This is a genomic window from Microbacterium marmarense, from assembly GCF_037204165.1.
Lineage (GTDB): Bacteria > Actinomycetota > Actinomycetes > Actinomycetales > Microbacteriaceae > Microbacterium > Microbacterium marmarense.
Genome location: NZ_JBBDGL010000001.1, coordinates 257,343 through 275,937, shown reverse-complemented (window position 1 = coordinate 275,937; position 18,595 = coordinate 257,343). Strand labels below are relative to the sequence as shown.

Below are 18,595 nucleotides of genomic sequence, written 5' to 3'. Positions count from 1 at the left end.
TGAGGTCGCGCACCCGTCGAAGGAGACCAGCTATGACCATCGTCGAAGAAGGCGTTTCGAGCATCTACGCCGCTCCCAACACTCGCGGAGCGGTCGCCGACTACCGCCCCCGTTACGGCCACTACATCGGCGGCGAGTTCGTTGAGCCGATCAAGGGCGAGTACTTCGAGAACCTTTCACCCGTCAATGGAAAGCCGTTCACCGAAGTTGGCCGCGGCACTGTTGAAGACATCGACCGTGCTGTCGATGTCGCCTGGAAAGCATTCGAGTCGTGGAAGCGCACGACACCGGCTGATCGCGCGAACATTCTCAACAAGATCGCTGATCGCATCGAGGCGAACCTTGAAGCCATCGCGGTCGCAGAGACCTGGGACAACGGCAAGCCCGTTCGAGAGACTCTCGCCGCAGACATCCCCCTCGTTGTCGACCACTTCCGCTACTTCGCGGGCGTGCTGCGTGCGCAAGAAGGCTCACTGAGCCAGATCGACGAAGACACTGTCGCGTATCACTTCAACGAGCCGCTCGGAGTGGTCGGCCAGATCATTCCGTGGAACTTCCCGATTCTGATGGCCACGTGGAAGCTCGCTCCGGCACTCGCGGCAGGAAACTGCGTGGTGCTGAAGCCTGCCGAGCAGACGCCAGCATCCATCCTCTTCTTGTTCGACATCATCGGCGACCTGCTTCCGGCTGGAGTCGTCAACATCGTCAATGGGTTCGGCATCGAGGCGGGCGCTCCGCTCGCGCAGCACAAGCGCATTCGCAAGATCGCGTTCACGGGCGAAACCACGACCGGGCGCCTGATCATGCAATACGCGTCACAGAACCTGATCCCTGTCACTCTCGAACTCGGCGGTAAGAGCGCCAACGTCTTCTTCGACGATGTCGCTCGCAACACCGCTGATGACTACTACGACAAGGCGCTCGAAGGGTTCGCGCTCTTCGCGCTCAACCAGGGTGAAGTGTGCACCTGCCCCTCGCGCGCACTGATTCAGAAGTCGATGTACGACCAGTTCCTGGGTGACGGGCTCGATAGGGTTTCGAAGATCATTCAAGGAAACCCGCTTGATCCGGCCACGATGATCGGTGCGCAGGCATCGAACGACCAGCTCGAAAAGATCATGAGCTACATCGACATCGGCAAGCAAGAAGGAGCCAAGCTGCTCGCCGGTGGTGAGCGGGTCGACCTGGGCGGCGACCTCAGCGAGGGCTATTACTTCGCACCGACAGTCTTCGAAGGTCAGAACAGCATGCGCATCTTCCAGGAAGAGATCTTCGGGCCTGTCGTCTCGGTGACGAGCTTCGACAGCTTCGACGACGGCATCGCGACCGCCAACGACACGCTGTACGGTCTGGGCGCCGGGGTGTGGAGCCGCTCGGGCGACACCGCCTATCGCGCGGGTCGGCAGATCGAAGCCGGGCGCGTGTGGACGAACACTTACCACCAGTACCCCGCGCACGCAGCGTTCGGCGGGTACAAGCAATCAGGCATCGGCCGCGAGAACCATCTGAAGATGCTCGACCACTACCAGCAGACGAAGAATCTGCTCGTGTCGTACTCCGAGGGTGCGATGGGGTTCTTCTAAACCGACCATAGGTGGCATGGCTCCGTTCGAGTGGCGGAGTCGTGCCACCCACAGCTTCGATCGACACCGCCATCGAGCTTGGAGCTTGAGATGACCACGCAACACCGAGTCGAAGTGAGCGATGCGGCAGCATCGCTGCTTCGCGAACTCACCATCAAGCACGGACCGCTCATGTTTCACCAATCGGGTGGATGCTGCGACGGTTCAGCCCCCATGTGCTATCCGGTCGGAATGTTCATCACCGGTCCGAGCGACGTGCACCTTGATGCGCTCGACGTCGGCCTCGACGATCAGATCGACGTCTTCATCTCCGAGGCGCAGTTCGAATATTGGAAGTACACGCATCTGACGATTGACGTTGTGCCCGGCCGAGGCGCCGGTTTCAGTGTCGAGGGGCCCACGGGCAAGCGCTTCATTGTTCGATCCCGGATGCTGAATGAGGCCGAACTGCGGCATTTCGGTCTCGCTCCGGCCTAAACTGGCGCCGACACTGCACCTTCGGGTTTGCTCCGCATCGCCGCGAGAGTTTGCGTTCCCCCCGGGGGGATTGCCTAGCGTGGTGATCTGGCACGAGGGAGGAGCCGGTGGACATCGACTTGATAGACGACGCTGCAGAAGCATCTACATGGACAGACTGGGCGATTCTGCTGGCGATCCTGTTGGGTTTCGTTGTCGCAATCTCGGTAGCGGCAGCCATCACCCTCGCGCTGATCGGACGCCGCAAAACCTGGCCTAGCGAACTCAGCGCACGTGTTCGCTGGCCGTTTCGCACGACGTTGTTTCTGCTTGCTCTGGTCGTGTCGACCGTAGCTCTGCCTATCGATGAGTCGTGGGATGCAGCAATCGTGCACACGATCGTTATCGCGATCATCATCTCAGGCGCGTGGCTGCTCGCACAGATCTTCTTGTTCTTCGTCGATTCGGGCTCTCGCCGCTATCGACTTGAAGACAGCGACACGACTACCGCGCAGAAGATCCGCACGCAGTTGCAGATCATTCGCCGCCTTGTGATCGTGGTGATCATCACGATCGCGCTGGGCGCAATCCTGATGACGTTCGACTCAGTGCGTGCGATCGGCGCCAGTGTGCTGGCTTCGGCCGGAATCGCATCGGTCGTCGCCGGTCTTGCCGCGCAGTCGGTGCTGAGCAACCTCTTCGCCGGAGTGCAACTCGCGTTCAACGAGGCGATTCGCGTCGGAGACGTTGTCGTGGTTCAGGGCGAGTTTGGCCGAATCAAAGAGATCACCCTCAGCTACGTCGTGCTCGAACTGTGGGACCAGCGCACCCTTGTGCTGCCCTGCACCTACTTCACGACGACTCCATTCGAGAACTGGACGAAGAACGGCAAAGAACTGCTCGGCACCGTCTACTTCGATCTTGATTGGCGGGTATCGGTCGACGACATGCGGGTAGAGCTTGAGCGCCTGCTCGGCGAGACCGACCTGTGGGACGGCAAGTCTCAGAGTGTGCAGGTCACTGACGCGGTCGGTGGCGTGCTGCAAGTTCGCATTGTCGTGAGCGCGCGCGATTCGGGCTCGCTGTGGGATCTGCGGTGCATGGTGCGAGAGCAGCTCGCCGCGTGGGTGCGTCGTGAGTCTCCCGACGCCATGCCGTTGCGCCGTGTGCGCTTTGATGCGCCGGTTGAGGCGCCAGCCGAAGCCTGATCGCTTCGGTGCGGGCCTATTGCAGCAGAAAGAATCCGCCCGCGATCATCTGCACGAACCAGAGCAGCACAAATCCGCCCGCAATAGCGAACACGATCCACGGACCGCGTCGTGTCAGCCGTTTGCCGGGCGCCGCGACCCCCGGGGGCGGGCGAAGCGTGTCGAGGGGCGGGGCGAACGGCACGTCGTCATGGGCGGCGCCGGTGTTCATGCTCGCGGCATCGTGCGCAGCGGTGGCAGTCAGTGCGGCGGCTGCTGCAGCATCCATTCTCAATCGATCGTCACGCCAGCGCGCCCACTGCGCCAGTTTGTCGAGCAGGGCGCCGACGACCGAGAAGAGCCACGCCCACGTGGCCGCATCGAGGGTCGAGAAGTCACGCTTTGCGTAGAGAAACAGCCAATCGTCGACGATTTCAACGTCGAGAGCGGCGGCATTGTCGATGAAGCGGGCCATGATGTCGGGCGTGAAGAGATACAGCGCATCGCGTTCGTAGCCGCTCGGGCAGTAGAGCGAGAAGTAGCGGTCGAAGTCGCCCTCGAGGCTCAGCCGCTGATCTTTGGCGAAAGACGTAGGCAGGTTTGAACCGAACAGTGCGTTGTTTCCGAGCGCATCGAGCACGATGTGCGGCAACGGCACGTCGAGTTTGACAGCGACATAGCCCCACTGATGGGTGGTGCGGTTCTTGCCCGATCCAGTCGTATAGCGATAGTTCGCGAACTCGACGAAGCGAGGTTGATCGCCGCGAACGAGATCGCTCGACGCTCGAGCTGAACCCTGGGTGAAGATCATGCCCGGCAGTCCGGGATTGGCCAGGTGGGGTTCATACGTCATCGCGTTCGCGCGAGCGAAACGATCGAGCCGGTACATGCGCACGGCTCCCGCGGGCCCGCGCCGCACGAAGATCACTATGACAACCGTCGCGGCGATGCCGATGAACAAGATCGGCGCCAGCAGAGTGATTGTTTCGACAAACGCGGCGAACGGGTCAGTGGATCCGCCCAAGGCGATGAGGGCTCCCCCGAACATCGGAAACAGCATGAAGGCGAACACCACGCCCACCACAACGAACATCACTGTTTGGCTGGATTTCTTGGGCAGCCGATCGCTTGCCCTCAGGTGCTTCTCAAACGTGCGAGCGGCGTTGCCGTCGACGGGCTCAGTCAACGGCGCCGTGTAGAACGGATAGTGCGGTGGTGCGGCAGCGCTCATCGGTTCACCCCGTCAGCATCCCATTGCAAAGAGGCGCCTTCTCGAACGCTGAACGTCTCGAGTCGGGGGTCGTCGCGCAATGCTTGCGCAAGGGAGTGGGGGCCCGCAACGATCGTCGAATCCCAATCGATTTCGCTCACAATCACCCACGATCGGTCGGCGGGCCAGATGATGTTCGGCGACTGGGCACTCGGCTCGAGACCGTGCGCTTCGCTCTCACGATCACGCCACGGAACCGAAAGCACCCAATCTGGGTTAGCGAGTTCTGCCAGCGCGCTGCGAAAAAGCACGAAGTCGCGATTGAGCAGGCTGAACCGCGGTCCGCGTGAGATCTCATCAGACAGCATCCCTGGTTGCCATGAAGTTTTGCGTAGCCAGCCGTTGCGGGTGGCCTCGACAAGAGACGTCCAACGGTGAGCCTTTTTGCTATCGGATGTCTCGTCGTTGATCGTATAGAAACCGCGGGCCGGTCCGTAGCCCACGGCTCCGACCAGCCCGGCCCAGCCCTCCCACAAGCCTACGAACGCGTCATCGGGGGTGGTCGTGTGCGTGGCTGCGAGTGCCGCAACTACGCTGACGAGCGCGGTGTCGAGCTTTCCCACCGGCGGAGCATCGAACCGCCAGCCGTTGGGCGCGTTCACCTGTCCCCACAGGTTCGGATCCGTGCCTGGCACGCGCACGATCGTGCCCCACTGCGCGTTGGCGTGCATGTGGGTGCCAAAAGCCGCCGCAGCGTCGCCCCAGCGGGCCGCAACCGTCTCGATCTCTGGCTGGCGTGCGCTGAACGCCTGCCACGCGTCGCGGTGCTGCTCATATGGCAGGGCGGGCCAGGCGTCGTCGAAGGGCTTCGACTTGCTCGCGCCGTGAAAGATGCGGGTATACGACTCGAAGCCGCGCGGCACCATGTCGTGCATCGTTGCGGCCCACGGGTCATCGATGCGATCGCGCAGCCAGACTCCTGCAGAGGTATCGGGCGTCCATTGCATGTCTTCACGCTACCGGCGGGCGCGTGCGCCGTTCGCAATTCAGTCTGCAAGGTGTCCGATGCCGCCAGCGACCGCGGTTTCGAACGGTTTGTCAGCGTGCAGACTGAATTACGCACGCGGCGCACGCGGCAACTCGAGTTGCAGCCCGCAGCGAGCGACGCGGTGAGGCAAGATCGAGGTGAGCGCGGCTGCACGGCGCGCCGAGTTCGAGGAGGAGCGCATGCCTACGGTGACCCCGCGAGATCCCGACAACCTTGAAGCGCTGCGCGACGCCTCTGACGTGCTCGGACTTGATGCGCTGCTCAGTGATGACGAGCGCGCTACGCGCGACCGGGTGCGAGCGTTCGTTGACGCCGAGATACGCCCGAACATCGCTGACTGGTTTGACCGGGCGTATTTTCCGGCAGAGCTTGCCCCCGAATTCGGCAAACTCGGAGTGCTGGGCATGCACCTCGATGGCTACGGCTGCCCCGGGCGCTCCGCCGTCGAATATGGCCTGGCCGCGTTGGAGCTTGAAGCGGGCGACTCGGGGCTTCGCACCTTCGTGTCGGTGCAGGGATCGCTGGCGATGGGCTCAATTCACCGGTGGGGAAGCGAAGAGCAGAAGAATGAATGGCTGCCGCGCATGGCTGCGGGTGAGGTGATCGGCAGTTTCGGTCTCACTGAACCGAGTGCCGGCTCAGACCCGTCGAGCATGAAGACCTTCGCCAGGCGTGACGGCGACGACTGGATTCTCAACGGATCTAAGCGCTGGATCGGCCTCGCGTCGATTGCGCAGCTCGCTGTCGTGTGGGCGCAGACCGACGACGGCGTGCGCGGCTTCATCGTGCCGACCGATGCCCCCGGGTTTCACACCACCGTGCTCGAACCAAAAGGATCGATGCGCGCGTCGATCCAGACCGAGTTGCACTTCGATGAGGTGCGACTGGCAGCATCCGCCCTGCTGCCTGAAGCCAAAGGACTGCGCGGGCCGTTCTCAGCCCTCAATGAGGCGCGCTACGGAATCGTTTGGGGTGCGCTCGGCGCAGCGCGCGACAGCTATGAGGCGGCACTTCGTCGCTCGCTGGCTCGCGAGCAGTTCGGTGTGCCAATTGCGTCGTTCCAGCTCACCCAGCAGAAGCTCGTGAACATGGTCATCGAGCTACAGAAAGGCGCGTTGCTCGCGTTGCACATCGGTCGCGCGAAAGACGCCGGCACTCTTACCCCGACGCAGATCTCACTGGGCAAGCTCAACAATGTGCGTGAGGCCATCGCGATCGCGCGGGAGGCGCGCACGATTCTCGGCGGCGACGGCGTTTTGCTTCAGCACTCCCCCATCCGCCACGCGGCCAACCTCGAGTCGGTGCGCACGTATGAAGGCACCGACGAGGTGCACACCCTGATTCTCGGTCAACACCTGACCGGCATCGGCGCGTTCTCGTGACGGATTCGCCCGCTGAGAGGGCATCCGGTAGTATAGGAGGGTTGTCTGGCTGCACCCCTGCGTGCGCAAGCCCCGACACGTGCAACACACCCTCCTGCTTTCGGGAAATGCCCGGAAGCCGTTCTAGTCCGAAGGAGGTGGGTTAGTGACGCACCAGTACGAGCTCATGGTTATTTTGAACCCCGAGATTGACGAGCGACAGGTCGCTCCAAACCTCGACAAGTTCCTCAAGGTCATCACCAATGGTGGCGGCTCAATTGAGAACGTTGACATCTGGGGTCGCCGCCGGTTGGCATACGAGATCCAGAAGAAGAACGAAGGCATTTACGCCGTCGTCAACTTCACCGCTACCAGCGACGTGACGAACGAACTCGATCGTCAGCTCGGCCTCAACGAGCAGGTCATGCGTACCAAGGTGCTTCGCGCCGAGGAAGCTATCGCAATGATCGCGTCAGAGAAGCAGCGCGCCGACGAGAAGGCAGCCCGCAAGGCTGCCCGCCCCGCCAAGGCCGCCAAGCAGGACGCGTAACGCTGATGGCCGGCGAGACGATCATCACCGTCGTGGGAAACCTCACGGCTGATCCCGAACTGCGTTACACGCAGAACGGACTTCCCGTCGCGAACTTCACGATCGCATCGACGCCGCGCAACTTCGACCGTCAGGCGAACGAGTGGAAGGACGGCGAAGCGCTGTTCCTCCGCGCGAGCGTGTGGCGCGAGTTTGCCGAGCACGTCGCGGGCTCGCTGACGAAGGGTTCCCGTGTCATCGCGACCGGTCGCCTGAAGCAGCGCAGCTACGAGACGCGTGAAGGCGAGAAGCGCACGGCAATCGAACTCGAAGTCGACGACATCGGCCCCTCGTTGCGTTACGCGACCGCTCAGGTCACCCGCGCAGCTGGTGGCGGCGGTGGTCAGGGCCGACAGGCTCAGGTTGCCGACGAGCCGTGGTCGACGCCGGGTTCTGCAAATGCTGGCGGCAACGCCAACAGCGGCAGCAGCGGTGCGGATGCATGGAGTGCTCCCGGCGCCTACGGCGACGACACCCCGTTTTGACACAGATTTCAATTTCTCAGTAAGGAAAAAACATGGCTGGAAAGTCAAGCGGCGACCGCCGCAAGCCGCGGAAGGGCGCGAAGAACGCAGCCCCGGCAAAGCCGACCCGCGTTGGCCTCATCGACTACAAAGATGTCGCCACCCTCCGCAAGTTCGTCTCAGAGCGTGGCAAGATCCGCGCTCGTCGTATCACCGGTGTCTCGGTGCAGGAGCAGCGTCTGATCGCCAAGGCGATCAAGAACGCGCGCGAAATGGCGCTCCTGCCTTACGCCGGCGCTGGCCGCTAAGGAGCACCCGATGGCAAAGCTGATTCTCACGAATGAGGTCACCGGGCTTGGTAGCGCCGGTGACGTAGTCGAGGTCAAGAGCGGGTTCGCCCGCAACTACCTCATTCCCCAGGGCTTCGCAGTGGCGTGGACCCGCGGTGGCGAAAAGCAGGTTGCGTCGATTCGCGCCGGCCGTGAAGCCCGTGCGATCCACGACCACGAAGAAGCTGTCGCGCTCAAGGATGCCCTTGAGTCCAACAAGGTCAAGCTGTCGGTCAAGGCTGGCAACGAAGGTCGCCTGTTCGGTTCTGTGAAGACCGGACACGTAGCCGATGCAGTCAAGGCTGCCGGTCTCGGTGACCTCGACAAGCGCAAGATCCAGATCTCGTCGGCGATCAAGGTTGTCGGCGAGCACGAGGCGACGGTGCGTCTTCGCGACGACCTCACCGCTGTGATCACTCTTCAGGTGGTCGCTGCCAAGTAGCAGCGATCCCTCGATCCTCGGATCGAATCGAATGCCGCAGGCCTACGGGTCTGCGGCATTCGTCGTTTAACGTGTCCGCGGGCGCAGTCGGCGGGCGCAATGAATCCCGTAGGTGGAACAGTCCAGGCACGGCCTGACCCACCTACGGGAAGTTGTGAGGGAGGGCGGCGGCTTGCGTCGCCCTCCCCCACGTCTTAGGCGGAGTCGCTTGGCATCGGCTCCGCGGTCAGAGTCACGCGGAGCGGCGCCGTGACACGAGTGCCGCCGCGCCGAGCATGACGAGCAGCAGGCTCGTCAGCAGCGCGGGAAGCGCCCCCGTTCCTCCGGTCACGGCGAGCGGAGTGGCAGGGGATGCCGCCACCGCGCCGGTCACCGTGGTGCCGGTGTCGGTGCCGCCGTTGGTTGCGTTGGTTGCGTCAGTTCCGTTGGTTGCGTTGGTTGCGTCAGTTCCGTTGGTTCCGTTGGTTCCGTTGGTTCCGTTGGTTCCGTTGGTTCCGTTGGTTCCATCGGTTCCGTCGGTGCCGTCTGTTCCGTCGGTTCCGTCGGTTCCGTCCGTCCCGTCGGTTCCGTCTGTCCCGTCGGTGCCGTCGGTGCCGTCGGTTCCGTCGGTTCCGTCGGTTCCGTCGGTTCCGTCCGTCCCGTCGGTTCCGTCTGTCCCGTCGGTTCCGTCGGTTCCGTCGGTGGCGCCAGGGGTCACCGTGGAGTCGCCGATGATCGAAACGGCGTTGGCGCCGATCGTGACAGGCAGCGCGATCGGTGCGATCACCTGAAGACCGCCGAGGATGCTTCCTGCACCGCTCGTCGTTCCCGCGGTTGACCCGTCCGTTACAGCGTCGCCCATCGCACCGGTGGCGGCGCTGTCTCCGATGACGGAGATCGCGTTGCCGATGACGCTGACGGGTGCCGTGATCGGTGTGATCACCTGGGTTCCGCCGAGCACCGAATTCTCGCCGCTGGTCGAGCCGTCGGTGACGCCGGCCGCAGCATCCGATCGCGAGCCCGACGTGGCTCCGGTGGACTCGCTGTCGCCGATGACCGAGATCGCGTTGCCGACCACGCTGATCGGTGCGACCACGGGTGTGATCACCTGGGTTCCGCCGAGAATCGAGCTCTCGCCGTTGGTAGTGCCGTCAGCCTCAGAACCCGTGCTGCCGGCAGCAGCAGCCGATCCGGAGCCCGACGCGGCACCGGCGGATGTGCTGTCTCCGATGACGGAGATGGCGTTGCCCGTGACGGTCACCGGTGCAGTGACCGGGGCGACGACCTGCGTGCCGCCGAGGATGGAGTCCTCGCCGTTGGTCGAGCCGTCAGCCTCAGAACCCATGCCGGCAGCAGCAGCCGATCCGGAGCCCGACGTAGCGCCGGAGGATGAACTGTCGCCGATGACCGAGATGCCGTTGCCGGTGACGCTCACCGGTGCATTGACCGGGGCGACGACCTGTGTGCCGCCGAGGATGGAGTCCTCGCCGCTGGTGGTGGTGGTGGCGTCGGTCGCGGAACCCGTGCCGCTGGCAGCAGCATCCGCTCCGGAGCCCGACGTGGCACCGGTGGATGAGCTGTCCCCGATGACAGAGACGGCGTTGCCCGAAACGGAAATCGGGGCGTCGACCGAGACGATGGCCTGCGTGCCCGAGAGCACGCCGTCTTCGCCTGAGGTCTGCGCTTCGGCCGCCGGAGCTGACGCGGGCTCAGTAGCCGAACCCTCAGCGGGGCCCGATTCGGATGAGCTGTCACCGACGACCGATACCGCGTTGTTCTCGACGGTGACGGGAACGCTGACGCTCACGACGGCCTGCGTGCCCGAGAGCACTCCGTCGAGTCCGTCAGTCACGGCGATGTTCGGCTGGGCTGCCGGCGCGCTGGCCGATTGCGAAGCCGACTCGCTCGCGGGCTCTTCGGCCTGCTGCGAGGTGGAGTCGCCGACGACCGACGCGGCGTTGCCGCTGACGGTCACCGGGAGGGTGACGTCGATGAGGGCTTGCGAGCCCGAGGCGACGCCGTCCTCTCCTGATGTTTCGGCCGCCTGTGCGACCGTGGCGCCGAACAGCGTGATGCCGCCGGCTACCAGCGTGCCCAGCAGGGCACGGGAAATGAAAGTACGCATGATGATGTCTCCTTCAAAGACTGATCGATTGGTGCGCGCGGCGAAGGCACGCGAAAGCCGCTGCGTGTCGCGCGGAGCGAAGCGCGACAGGGGCGTGATCAGTCGGGAGAGACGTCGGTGTTGCCGACAGGTGCCAGCGGCGCGTGCTCGTCTCCTGGTCCAGCGCGTCGCACCCAGGCACGGTGTGCGACGAAAGGAATCAGGGCGAGGAACGCCCAGGCACCAGGACCCGCACCACCGGGTCCTGCGGAAGAAACCGTCGACGCGCAGAGTCCTGGCGTCGACGGCGAGTCTGCGGGCGCGAGCGCGCCACGAGCGAAAGAGATGACGGATGCCACGACCTGGCCGGCCGCGGCTCGGAACTGCGCCGCGAGCGCACCATCTGACGCCCACGACAGGGGCCTCTCGTCGGCAAAGCGCGCGAGGAGCGTGGCCTCGGCGAGCTCGGAAGTGACTCCGTTCGGGTCGATGACCGGCGCAGTCGAGGAGTCGCCCGGAACGGCATCAGGCGAAGATGGCGTTGTCGAGACCCCGGGAAGTCCGGGGAGAGGCGGGAGCACCACGCCCGGGCCTGCGGGGGGCTGCGTCGGCAACACGCCGTCGACGGTCGTTTGGGCAGTATCGACGGTGACGGCAAGCGTGCGGTCGACGGTCTGCGTCACGTCGGTGAGAGCGCTGGGAACGTCGGCCACCGCGTCGTCCAGGCCGGTGACGACATCGTCGATGCCCAGCTCGGTGACGATCTCTCCGACGATCGGAGTTTGCTTGACCGTCTCGACAACGGGTTCCGTCACCGCCTCGACGACCACTGCCACAGGCTTCGTCACGGTTTCGACGACCTTGACGGCGGGTTTGGTGGCCTTCTCGACGACGGCCTTCTTGACGACTTCGGCGACCGGCTCGGTGGCCTTCTGTGCCACCGCCTTGACCGGCTCGGCAACCTTCTGCACGGGAGCTTTGACCGGTTCAGGCGCCTTCTTGACGACCTCATCGACGACCTCGGCGACAGTCGTCGTGGCGCTTGTCCCCGCTGTGGTCGCGCTGGAGGTGGCCTTGTCGACCAACCCGGTGACGGCGCCCAGAACGCTGCGTTCGTCGTCAGATCCGTCGGCGGCGTGTGAACCTGCCGAACCGAGTCCGAGAGTGAGGGAGAGCCCCAACCAGGCGAATGCGACACCGGCGCCGATGAGAGCAAATCGGGGCAGATTGCCCAGACGATTTGTAGCTGCAGTGTCCATTTCACCTCCTACGACTGATCACGTCGACAAAATAAAGCCGCATTCATCCGGATGGGTGAACGCTCGAGGGTGCCTGGAATACTCAACCTACTGATCCGCGCGCACCGCGTCTAGAGGGAAGTCAAAAATGTGCGCATTTCGCGTGATTCCGCGGGAGTGGATGGCTGCGAAGTTGTGCACAGGGAGCGCTAGCATCCACAACCTTCAAGTCCTGCTTCAACCCACAAGTCATCCACAGGGTGTGGAAATTCAAAAGCCAGATCAAACCGCTTTTCAGTGTCACAACCCCCGGTTCAAGCCGAATCTATCCACAGATGTTGTGCACAGGCTATGCGGCGTTTCGCGCAGGCTTTCCACATAGTTATCCACAGGCCATGTTGCGTGTGTCGGAACCCGTCCTTAGCGTTGGGGGCGGCCCTCTCGAACGTCGCGCTGAGGGCTGCCCATTACCCGGTCGATGTGGAGGACGCTGCACCTATGTCGATTGCGGACATCTCCGAGGATCGCCTCGGCAAGCCCCGAGACTTTGAGCGCACGCCGCCCCACGACGTTCTCGCAGAACAGAGCACGCTCGGGGGCATGCTGCTCTCGAAAGACGCCGTCGCTGACGTTATCGAGTCCCTGCGCGGCACGGACTTCTACATCCCGAAGCATGAACTGATCTTCGAGGCCGTGTTGACGCTGTATTCGCACGGCGAGCCCACCGACGTGGTCGCCGTCACCGACGAGTTGATCAAGACCGGTGAACTGCAGCGCGCCGGCGGGGCCGACTACCTTCACACCCTTACCTCGATCGTCCCGACAGCGGCCAACGCCGGCTACTACGCGTCGATCGTCTCTGAGCGGGCTCTGTTGCGTCGTCTCGTTGATGCGGGCACCCGTATCGTGCAGTTGGGGTATTCGGGCGAGGGCGAAGCGCTCGACCTCGTCAACAACGCACAGGCCGAGATCTACTCGGTCAACGGTGCTGAAGCGACCGAAGACTACGTACCACTGACGACTGCCGTCGACGCGGCGGTTGAAGAGATCGAAGCGGCTCGCGGTCGCGACGGTCAGATGACCGGCATCCCGACCGGGTTCTCGGGTCTTGACCAGCTCACAAACGGTTTGCACCCCGGCCAGATGATCATCATCGCCGCTCGTCCGGCCATGGGTAAGTCGACGCTTGCACTGGACTTCGCCCGTTCGTCAGCAATCGCAAACAACATGCCCACAATCGTGTTCTCTCTTGAGATGGGCCGTAGCGAGATCGCCATGCGTTTGATGAGTGCCGAGGGATCGATCCCGCTGCAGTCGATGCGCAAGGGCACGCTCGACTCCCGCGATTGGACGACCATCGCGTCGACGCGCGGCCGCATCAACGATGCACCGCTCTACATTGATGACTCCCCCAACATGACGCTGGTTGAGATTCGCGCCAAGTGTCGCCGGCTCAAGCAGCGCGTCGGTCTGAAGATGGTCATCATCGACTACTTGCAGCTGATGACGAGCGGTAAGCGAGTGGAATCCCGCCAGCAAGAGGTGTCTGAGTTCTCGCGTGCACTGAAGCTGCTCGCTAAGGAGCTCGGTGTTCCGGTCGTCGCGCTTTCGCAGTTGAACCGTGGTGCCGAACAGCGCTCTGACAAGAAGCCGGCACTGAGCGACCTTCGCGAGTCGGGCTCGATCGAGCAGGATGCTGACATGGTGGTGTTGCTCCATCGCGAAGCGGCCTACGAGAAAGACAGTCCTCGCGCGGGCGAGGCCGACCTCATCATCGCCAAGCACCGCAACGGACCCACCGACACACTCACCGTCGCGTTCCAGGGCCACTTCTCCCGCTTCACCGACATGGCCCCGGGCGACTTCGGGTAGATGTGCACTCGCACCTTCGCACCCTGATGGCGGCGTTCGCCTCGGGTGTGCCTGAACCCGCTGCTAAGACGGGACCAGTATGAAACTCTTTGCACCATGACCGGACCGTCGGAGCAACTGCGTCGCAACTGGCTCGAGGCCCAGCAGCGCAGAGAGCGGCTGGAGGCAGAGATGCACCTTCTGCGACAAGAGCGCGGCGCCGATGCCGCCGACGATGAGCACGACCCTGACGGTGCGACGCTGTCGGGTGAATGGTCGAGACTCGAAGGTCTGCGCGTCGCGACGGCGGCCGAGCTCGACGACCTGGTTGCTGCAATCGCGCGAGCTGAAGCCGGCACCTACGGCGTGTGCATCGGCTGCGGGCGCAATATTCCGGCGGCGCGGCTTGAGGCCCGTCCTGCGGCTCTGCGCTGTGTCAACTGCGCGGCGAAGTAGGGGTCGCCACACACCGCAACCTGGCGGTCGCCCAGGGCGAGGCAACGACACCGGCGATGCAGAATTTCATGTGATTCGAATGAAACTGACGGATCGGCGGCTTCTCGTCTGCGAGCGGCAGGACGCGCCGACATAATGAGCGAATGGGCAATACAAGACTGCGGTGGTGGACATTGGGGGCGATCTTCGCCGTCGTGCTCGTGGGGCTCGCGGTGCTCATCGCGGTCACCTCATCTGGACCCGACGGCGATGAGGCCACGAGCGACAGCGAGGTGCGCGAGGCTGGCAGTTGGACGCTCATGGTCTACATGATCGCCGACACCGACCTCGAACCGTTCGCGCTCGACGATCTCGCTGAGATGGCGTCAGTCGGCTCGACCGATGACGTGAATATCGTCGCCCTGGTGGATCGCAGCCCCGACTACTCTGACGACCCGGCGGTCGATCTCGCCGATTGGGAAGACACCGTGGCCTTCCGGGTGGAAGAAGACCACCTGCAAATCGTCGATGAGCCCGGCGAGTTGAACATGGGTGATCCTGAAACGCTCGCCGACTTCGTCGCCGACACTGCAATGCAGTTTCCTGCCGATCACTACGGACTCGTTCTTTGGGATCATGGCGCTGGATGGCCGGGAATGGGGCCAGACGAGACCAACGACTTCGATGTCCTCACGCTTCCCGAGATGAATGAGGGCTTGAGCGACGGTCTCGAACGCGCGGGCATCGAGGCTCTGGATTTCGTCGGGTTTGACGCCTGCCTCATGGCCACCTACGAGGTCGCGAGCATCATGTCGTTGCACGCCGAATTCATGCTCGCGTCGCAGGAGCTCGAACCAGGACACGGCTGGAACTACCAAGAGCTGGCTGTGCTCACGGATGGCCCGCAGACGACAACTGCCACTGATCTCGGCACCGCCCTCATTGATGGGTACGCCCTGCAAGCTGACGAATGGGGGACGGGATCAGACATCACGCTCGCCCTCCTCGATCTGTCTGAAGTGACCGAACTTCAAGCTGCCGTTGCCCAGCTCGCAGGTGCCTACGAAGCGGATCCTGACGGGCTCGGGCCCACGATGGCGAGGGCCCAGTCGGGCATTCTCGAGTTTGGTCGCAATCCCGATCCAGAACTTGCTACTGACCAAATAGATCTCGGCAGCTACGTGGAAAACCTCGCTGAGTCTGGGGGCGCTCAGGTTGCCGACGCTGCCGACGCGGTGACGGCGTCACTCGAGGCGATTGTCGTCGCAGAGACGACAGGACCCGCAACCGACTCGGCCTCTGGCCTGTCGATCTACTTTCCTGAAGTTGAACAGTACTTTCTGTCTGACTATCTGACTCTCGAGGACGTGCCAGCCTGGCCAGGCGTGCTGTCAGCGTTCTTCGAGAGTGGCCGCGAGCTCGCCGTGGAGATGAGAGCCAGCTTTGAAGACGACGAAACCGCGACCGACGTCAGCTTCAGCGACGCTGGCGTATCATTCACGGCTTCAATTCCGGCGGCTGCAGCAGCTGCGGTGATCAGCTCGACCGTGTCGGTGGGATACCGCGACGGCGACGACATCGTCTATGTGGCCGAGATGGCTGTGCCCTTGTCGGTTGGCGTCGACCGCGCATCGATGAGCGTTGACTACGACCTCACCTACATGACGCTCAGCGATGGCGAAAGCGAGATCGACGTATATCAGGACGTGACGACTGACCCCGAGACCGGCTATCGAACGATCGACGTTCCGCTCGAGTACGTTTCACCCGACGATGATGTCATTCAAGACGCGCTACTGTCGATCATCGTCGATGACGACGACACGATTCTCGAGGAGGACTTCTATCTTCTTGACGAATCTGGCACCTATGGGGCGTTGGTTCCAGATAGCGATGGCTGGATCTACCCGGTCGCGCTCGTGCTGGTCGACGATGAGCAGTGGGAATATGAACGTACCGATGACGACGGCATCTCGGCAGATCTGCCGGCTATCGAATATGCGCTGAACTATCTTGAGCCTGGCACGACGCTCGTTCTCGACGCCGACGTGCAAGACTACGGACAGCAGGCCGATACGGTGAGCGTCGAGGTGGACATCCCCTGACGGCTAGGCTCTGCGGGCGGTTTTCGCTCGCCTCCTCCTCGCCCCAAAAGAGATCCGATGTCTGGATATCATTGCGGTATGGCTGTCACTGACGAAGCGATTCTTCGGATCAAAGAAATGATCACGTCGGGAGAACTCGGACCCGGCGCCCGACTGCCACCAGAGAAGGAACTCGGGGAGCGCCTGGGCCTCTCACGCAACTCGCTACGCGAAGCGGTGAAAGCGCTCGAGGTGATGCGCGTACTCGACGTCAGGCGCGGCGATGGCACGTACGTCACCAGCCTCGAACCGCGCCTGCTGCTCGAAGCGCTGAGTTTCGTCGTTGATCTTCACGCGGACCACTCACTCGTGGAGATCTTCGGCGTGCGTCGCATCCTGGAGCCTGCGGCGGCATCACTGGCCGCCTTGCATATGACCGATGAGATAGCCGACTCGCTTCAGCTTCAAATAGATGAGACCGATGCTGAGGGCTCTATCGAAGAGCTTGTAAGTCACGATGTGGCGTTTCACCAGGGCATCGTCGATGCATCGGGTAATGAGTACTTGGCGCGGCTTGTGGAGTCGATTTCAGGGGGGACTGTGCGCGCGAGAGTTTGGCGCGGCATCACTCAGCAGGGTGCCGCGAGGCGAACCATCGACGAGCACAGCGCGATTCTCGCAGCACTTCGTCGAGGCGACCCTGAACTTGCCGCGGCGCGCATGCTCACGCACGTCAGCGGTGTTGAGGAATGGTTGCGCGACGCGACGCCCCCGGACGATGTGGCGTAACGCCAGGCTTTGGCTCAGCGGAGATGGCTGAAGCCACCCCCGCTGAGCCCAGCCGCGCTACGCGCTCAAGAGTCACGCACTGGCGGGTTGTCCGCGCCAGGTGAATTCCTCGATCGAGGTCGAGAGCATCTCTGTTCCTGCACCCGGCGTGGTGGGCGCAATGTACTGACCGTCGCGAATCACCGTCGGTGTGATGAAGTGCTCGTGCAGATGATCGACGAACTCAATCATTCGCCCTTCCATCTCACCGCTCACCGCGACGTAGTCGAACATCGAGAGGTGTTGCACTGCCTCGCACAGCCCGACGCCGCCGGCATGGGGGCACACCGGCACCCCGAACTTGGCAGCCAGAAGCAGGTTCGCGATGTTCTCGTTGACCCCACCGACGCGCGCAGCATCAATTTGCATCACCGATAGCGACCCTGCCTGCAACATCTGCTTGAAGACGATGCGATTCTGCACGTGCTCGCCGGTTGCGACGCGAATCGGTGCGATGCCGCGGGCGATCGCAGCGTGCGCCAAGATGTCATCGGGGCTCGTGGGTTCTTCCACCCATGCCGGCTCGAACTCGGCGAGGGCTTGCACCCACTCGATCGCATCTGCGACATCCCAGCGCTGGTTCGCATCGATGGCGATGGGAAAGCCGGCCGGCACCGATGCGCGGGCAACTCTCATGCGACGAATGTCGTCGTCGAGGTCGGCGCCCACTTTGAGCTTGATCTGCCCGAAGCCATCCGCGACGGCCTCTTTGCACAGACGCGCCAGCTTCTCATCGGAGTACCCGAGCCAGCCGGGTGTCGTCGTGTAACCGGGGTATCCAGAGTCGAGCAGATTCTGGATGCGCTCCTCGCGCCCTGGCTCAGCGGCGCGCAGAATCTGCAACGCTTCATCTGGCGTGATCGCGTCCGTCAAATAGCGGAAGTCGACGATCGAGACGATTTCTTCGGGTGTGAGCTTCGACAGGTGAAGCCAGAGCGGCTCGCCCGCGCGCTTGGCGCGAAGATCCCAGAGGGCATTGACGACCGCGCCGATCGCCATGTGCATGACGCCCTTTTCGGGGCCCAGCCAGCGCAGCTGCGAATCGTGGTTGAGCAGCGCAGATGCGGCACCCATATCTGAGAGCAGTTCGTCGATGTCTAGCCCGAGAATGTGATCGCGCAGCGCGTTGATCGCGGCAACTTCGACGTCATTGCCGCGTCCGATCGTGAATACGAACGAATGCCCTTCGAGACCGTCGGCCGCGTCGGTTTCGATGACCACGTACGCAGCGGAATAGTCGGGGTCGGGGTTCATCGCGTCGGAGCCATCGAGGCTCAGCGACGTGGGGAACCGGATGTCGTGTGTGACGACGTTGGTGATGACAGCCATGTCTTCCTCTCCACATGCCAATGAGTAAACATCGGATGTATAGGTATCAACCTAACCCAAAGAGAATCATTCCATCAA

The 18,595-nt window shown here is 63.0% G+C and carries 17 protein-coding genes; 12 read left to right on the top strand and 5 right to left on the bottom strand.

Annotation, left to right across the window (positions count from 1 at the left end; translation table 11 throughout):
* Nucleotides 1-32 precede the first annotated feature (32 nt).
* The 3 genes from exaC to WDU96_RS01255 all read left to right on the top strand — a co-directional run bounded on the left by exaC (nucleotide 33) and on the right by WDU96_RS01255 (nucleotide 3,247).
* The gene (gene exaC / locus WDU96_RS01265) at nucleotides 33-1,583 is read left to right on the top strand and encodes an acetaldehyde dehydrogenase ExaC (RefSeq protein WP_337336670.1); all 1,551 of its coding nucleotides are present in this window, start codon (nucleotides 33-35) and stop codon (nucleotides 1,581-1,583) included.
* Nucleotides 1,584-1,673: 90 nt separating this feature from the next.
* Entirely contained in the window at nucleotides 1,674-2,060 is a 387-nt protein-coding gene (locus WDU96_RS01260; protein WP_337336669.1) for a DUF779 domain-containing protein, read from the top strand.
* A 107-nt stretch (nucleotides 2,061-2,167) separates the two neighbouring features.
* On the top strand, nucleotides 2,168-3,247 hold the full coding sequence (locus tag WDU96_RS01255) for a mechanosensitive ion channel family protein (protein ID WP_337336668.1): 1,080 nt from the start codon (nucleotides 2,168-2,170) through the stop codon (nucleotides 3,245-3,247).
* 16 nt (nucleotides 3,248-3,263) lie between these two features.
* Here WDU96_RS01255 and WDU96_RS01250 read toward each other — a convergent pair whose 3' ends face one another.
* Nucleotides 3,264-4,457: a hypothetical protein gene (locus tag WDU96_RS01250; protein WP_337336667.1), complete on the bottom strand. Its 1,194-nt coding sequence runs from the start codon at nucleotides 4,455-4,457 to the stop codon at nucleotides 3,264-3,266.
* Nucleotides 4,454-5,443: a hypothetical protein gene (locus WDU96_RS01245; protein WP_337336666.1), complete on the bottom strand. Its 990-nt coding sequence runs from the start codon at nucleotides 5,441-5,443 to the stop codon at nucleotides 4,454-4,456. The genes WDU96_RS01250 and WDU96_RS01245 overlap by 4 nt, the downstream gene beginning before the upstream one ends.
* Before the next feature lie 220 nt (nucleotides 5,444-5,663).
* On the opposite strand from WDU96_RS01245, the gene WDU96_RS01240 reads away from it, so the two are divergent.
* The 5 genes from WDU96_RS01240 (at nucleotide 5,664) to rplI (ending at nucleotide 8,669) form a co-directional block, all read left to right on the top strand.
* Nucleotides 5,664-6,866, top strand: a complete 1,203-nt coding sequence (locus WDU96_RS01240) for an acyl-CoA dehydrogenase family protein (RefSeq protein ID WP_337336665.1) — start codon at nucleotides 5,664-5,666, stop codon at nucleotides 6,864-6,866.
* Nucleotides 6,867-7,011: 145 nt separating this feature from the next.
* Nucleotides 7,012-7,395: a 30S ribosomal protein S6 gene (gene rpsF / locus WDU96_RS01235; protein ID WP_337336664.1), complete on the top strand. Its 384-nt coding sequence runs from the start codon at nucleotides 7,012-7,014 to the stop codon at nucleotides 7,393-7,395.
* Nucleotides 7,396-7,400: 5 nt separating this feature from the next.
* Nucleotides 7,401-7,919, top strand: a complete 519-nt coding sequence (locus tag WDU96_RS01230; protein ID WP_337336663.1) for a single-stranded DNA-binding protein — start codon at nucleotides 7,401-7,403, stop codon at nucleotides 7,917-7,919.
* A gap of 32 nt (nucleotides 7,920-7,951) precedes the next feature.
* On the top strand, nucleotides 7,952-8,206 hold the full coding sequence (gene rpsR, locus WDU96_RS01225; protein ID WP_337336662.1) for a 30S ribosomal protein S18: 255 nt from the start codon (nucleotides 7,952-7,954) through the stop codon (nucleotides 8,204-8,206).
* Between the two features lie 10 nt (nucleotides 8,207-8,216).
* A complete protein-coding gene (gene rplI / locus WDU96_RS01220) occupies nucleotides 8,217-8,669 on the top strand; it encodes a 50S ribosomal protein L9 (RefSeq protein WP_337336661.1) in 453 nt (150 codons plus the stop codon).
* Between the two features lie 232 nt (nucleotides 8,670-8,901).
* Here rplI and WDU96_RS01215 read toward each other — a convergent pair whose 3' ends face one another.
* The gene (locus WDU96_RS01215) at nucleotides 8,902-10,773 is read right to left on the bottom strand and encodes a chaplin family protein (protein WP_337336660.1); all 1,872 of its coding nucleotides are present in this window, start codon (nucleotides 10,771-10,773) and stop codon (nucleotides 8,902-8,904) included.
* Between the two features lie 98 nt (nucleotides 10,774-10,871).
* Entirely contained in the window at nucleotides 10,872-12,011 is a 1,140-nt protein-coding gene (locus tag WDU96_RS01210) for a hypothetical protein (RefSeq protein ID WP_337336659.1), read from the bottom strand.
* 477 nt (nucleotides 12,012-12,488) lie between these two features.
* Between WDU96_RS01210 and dnaB the strand changes: the two genes are divergently transcribed.
* From dnaB to WDU96_RS01190, 4 genes are all read left to right on the top strand, one after another.
* Nucleotides 12,489-13,862, top strand: coding sequence for a replicative DNA helicase (gene dnaB / locus WDU96_RS01205; protein WP_337336658.1), 1,374 nt, complete (start codon nucleotides 12,489-12,491; stop codon nucleotides 13,860-13,862).
* A 96-nt stretch (nucleotides 13,863-13,958) separates the two neighbouring features.
* A complete protein-coding gene (locus WDU96_RS01200; RefSeq protein ID WP_337336657.1) occupies nucleotides 13,959-14,297 on the top strand; it encodes a TraR/DksA family transcriptional regulator in 339 nt (112 codons plus the stop codon).
* A 143-nt stretch (nucleotides 14,298-14,440) separates the two neighbouring features.
* Nucleotides 14,441-16,381 (top strand): clostripain-related cysteine peptidase, encoded by a 1,941-nt coding sequence (locus WDU96_RS01195; protein WP_337336656.1) that lies wholly within the window; start codon nucleotides 14,441-14,443, stop codon nucleotides 16,379-16,381.
* A gap of 78 nt (nucleotides 16,382-16,459) precedes the next feature.
* Entirely contained in the window at nucleotides 16,460-17,149 is a 690-nt protein-coding gene (locus tag WDU96_RS01190) for a FadR/GntR family transcriptional regulator (protein WP_337336655.1), read from the top strand.
* 72 nt (nucleotides 17,150-17,221) lie between these two features.
* On the opposite strand, the gene WDU96_RS01185 is transcribed toward WDU96_RS01190, so the two are convergent.
* Nucleotides 17,222-18,517 (bottom strand): L-fuconate dehydratase, encoded by a 1,296-nt coding sequence (locus WDU96_RS01185; RefSeq protein ID WP_337336654.1) that lies wholly within the window; start codon nucleotides 18,515-18,517, stop codon nucleotides 17,222-17,224.
* Nucleotides 18,518-18,595: the final 78 nt, after the last annotated feature.

Excerpts from the sequence above, each read along its gene's own strand:
- exaC (WP_337336670.1), top strand. The coding sequence starts at position 33 with ATGACCATCGTCGAAGAAGGCGTTTCGAGCATCTACGCCGCTCCCAAC.
- WDU96_RS01260 (WP_337336669.1), top strand. The coding sequence starts at position 1,674 with ATGACCACGCAACACCGAGTCGAAGTGAGCGATGCGGCAGCATCGCTG.
- WDU96_RS01250 (WP_337336667.1), bottom strand. The coding sequence starts at position 4,457 with ATGAGCGCTGCCGCACCACCGCACTATCCGTTCTACACGGCGCCGTTG.
- WDU96_RS01245 (WP_337336666.1), bottom strand. The coding sequence starts at position 5,443 with ATGCAATGGACGCCCGATACCTCTGCAGGAGTCTGGCTGCGCGATCGC.
- WDU96_RS01240 (WP_337336665.1), top strand. The coding sequence starts at position 5,664 with ATGCCTACGGTGACCCCGCGAGATCCCGACAACCTTGAAGCGCTGCGC.
- WDU96_RS01230 (WP_337336663.1), top strand. The coding sequence starts at position 7,401 with ATGGCCGGCGAGACGATCATCACCGTCGTGGGAAACCTCACGGCTGAT.
- rpsR (WP_337336662.1), top strand. The coding sequence starts at position 7,952 with ATGGCTGGAAAGTCAAGCGGCGACCGCCGCAAGCCGCGGAAGGGCGCG.
- rplI (WP_337336661.1), top strand. The coding sequence starts at position 8,217 with ATGGCAAAGCTGATTCTCACGAATGAGGTCACCGGGCTTGGTAGCGCC.
- WDU96_RS01215 (WP_337336660.1), bottom strand. The coding sequence starts at position 10,773 with ATGCGTACTTTCATTTCCCGTGCCCTGCTGGGCACGCTGGTAGCCGGC.
- WDU96_RS01210 (WP_337336659.1), bottom strand. The coding sequence starts at position 12,011 with ATGGACACTGCAGCTACAAATCGTCTGGGCAATCTGCCCCGATTTGCT.
- dnaB (WP_337336658.1), top strand. The coding sequence starts at position 12,489 with ATGTCGATTGCGGACATCTCCGAGGATCGCCTCGGCAAGCCCCGAGAC.
- WDU96_RS01200 (WP_337336657.1), top strand. The coding sequence starts at position 13,959 with ATGACCGGACCGTCGGAGCAACTGCGTCGCAACTGGCTCGAGGCCCAG.
- WDU96_RS01195 (WP_337336656.1), top strand. The coding sequence starts at position 14,441 with ATGGGCAATACAAGACTGCGGTGGTGGACATTGGGGGCGATCTTCGCC.
- WDU96_RS01190 (WP_337336655.1), top strand. The coding sequence starts at position 16,460 with ATGGCTGTCACTGACGAAGCGATTCTTCGGATCAAAGAAATGATCACG.
- WDU96_RS01185 (WP_337336654.1), bottom strand. The coding sequence starts at position 18,517 with ATGGCTGTCATCACCAACGTCGTCACACACGACATCCGGTTCCCCACG.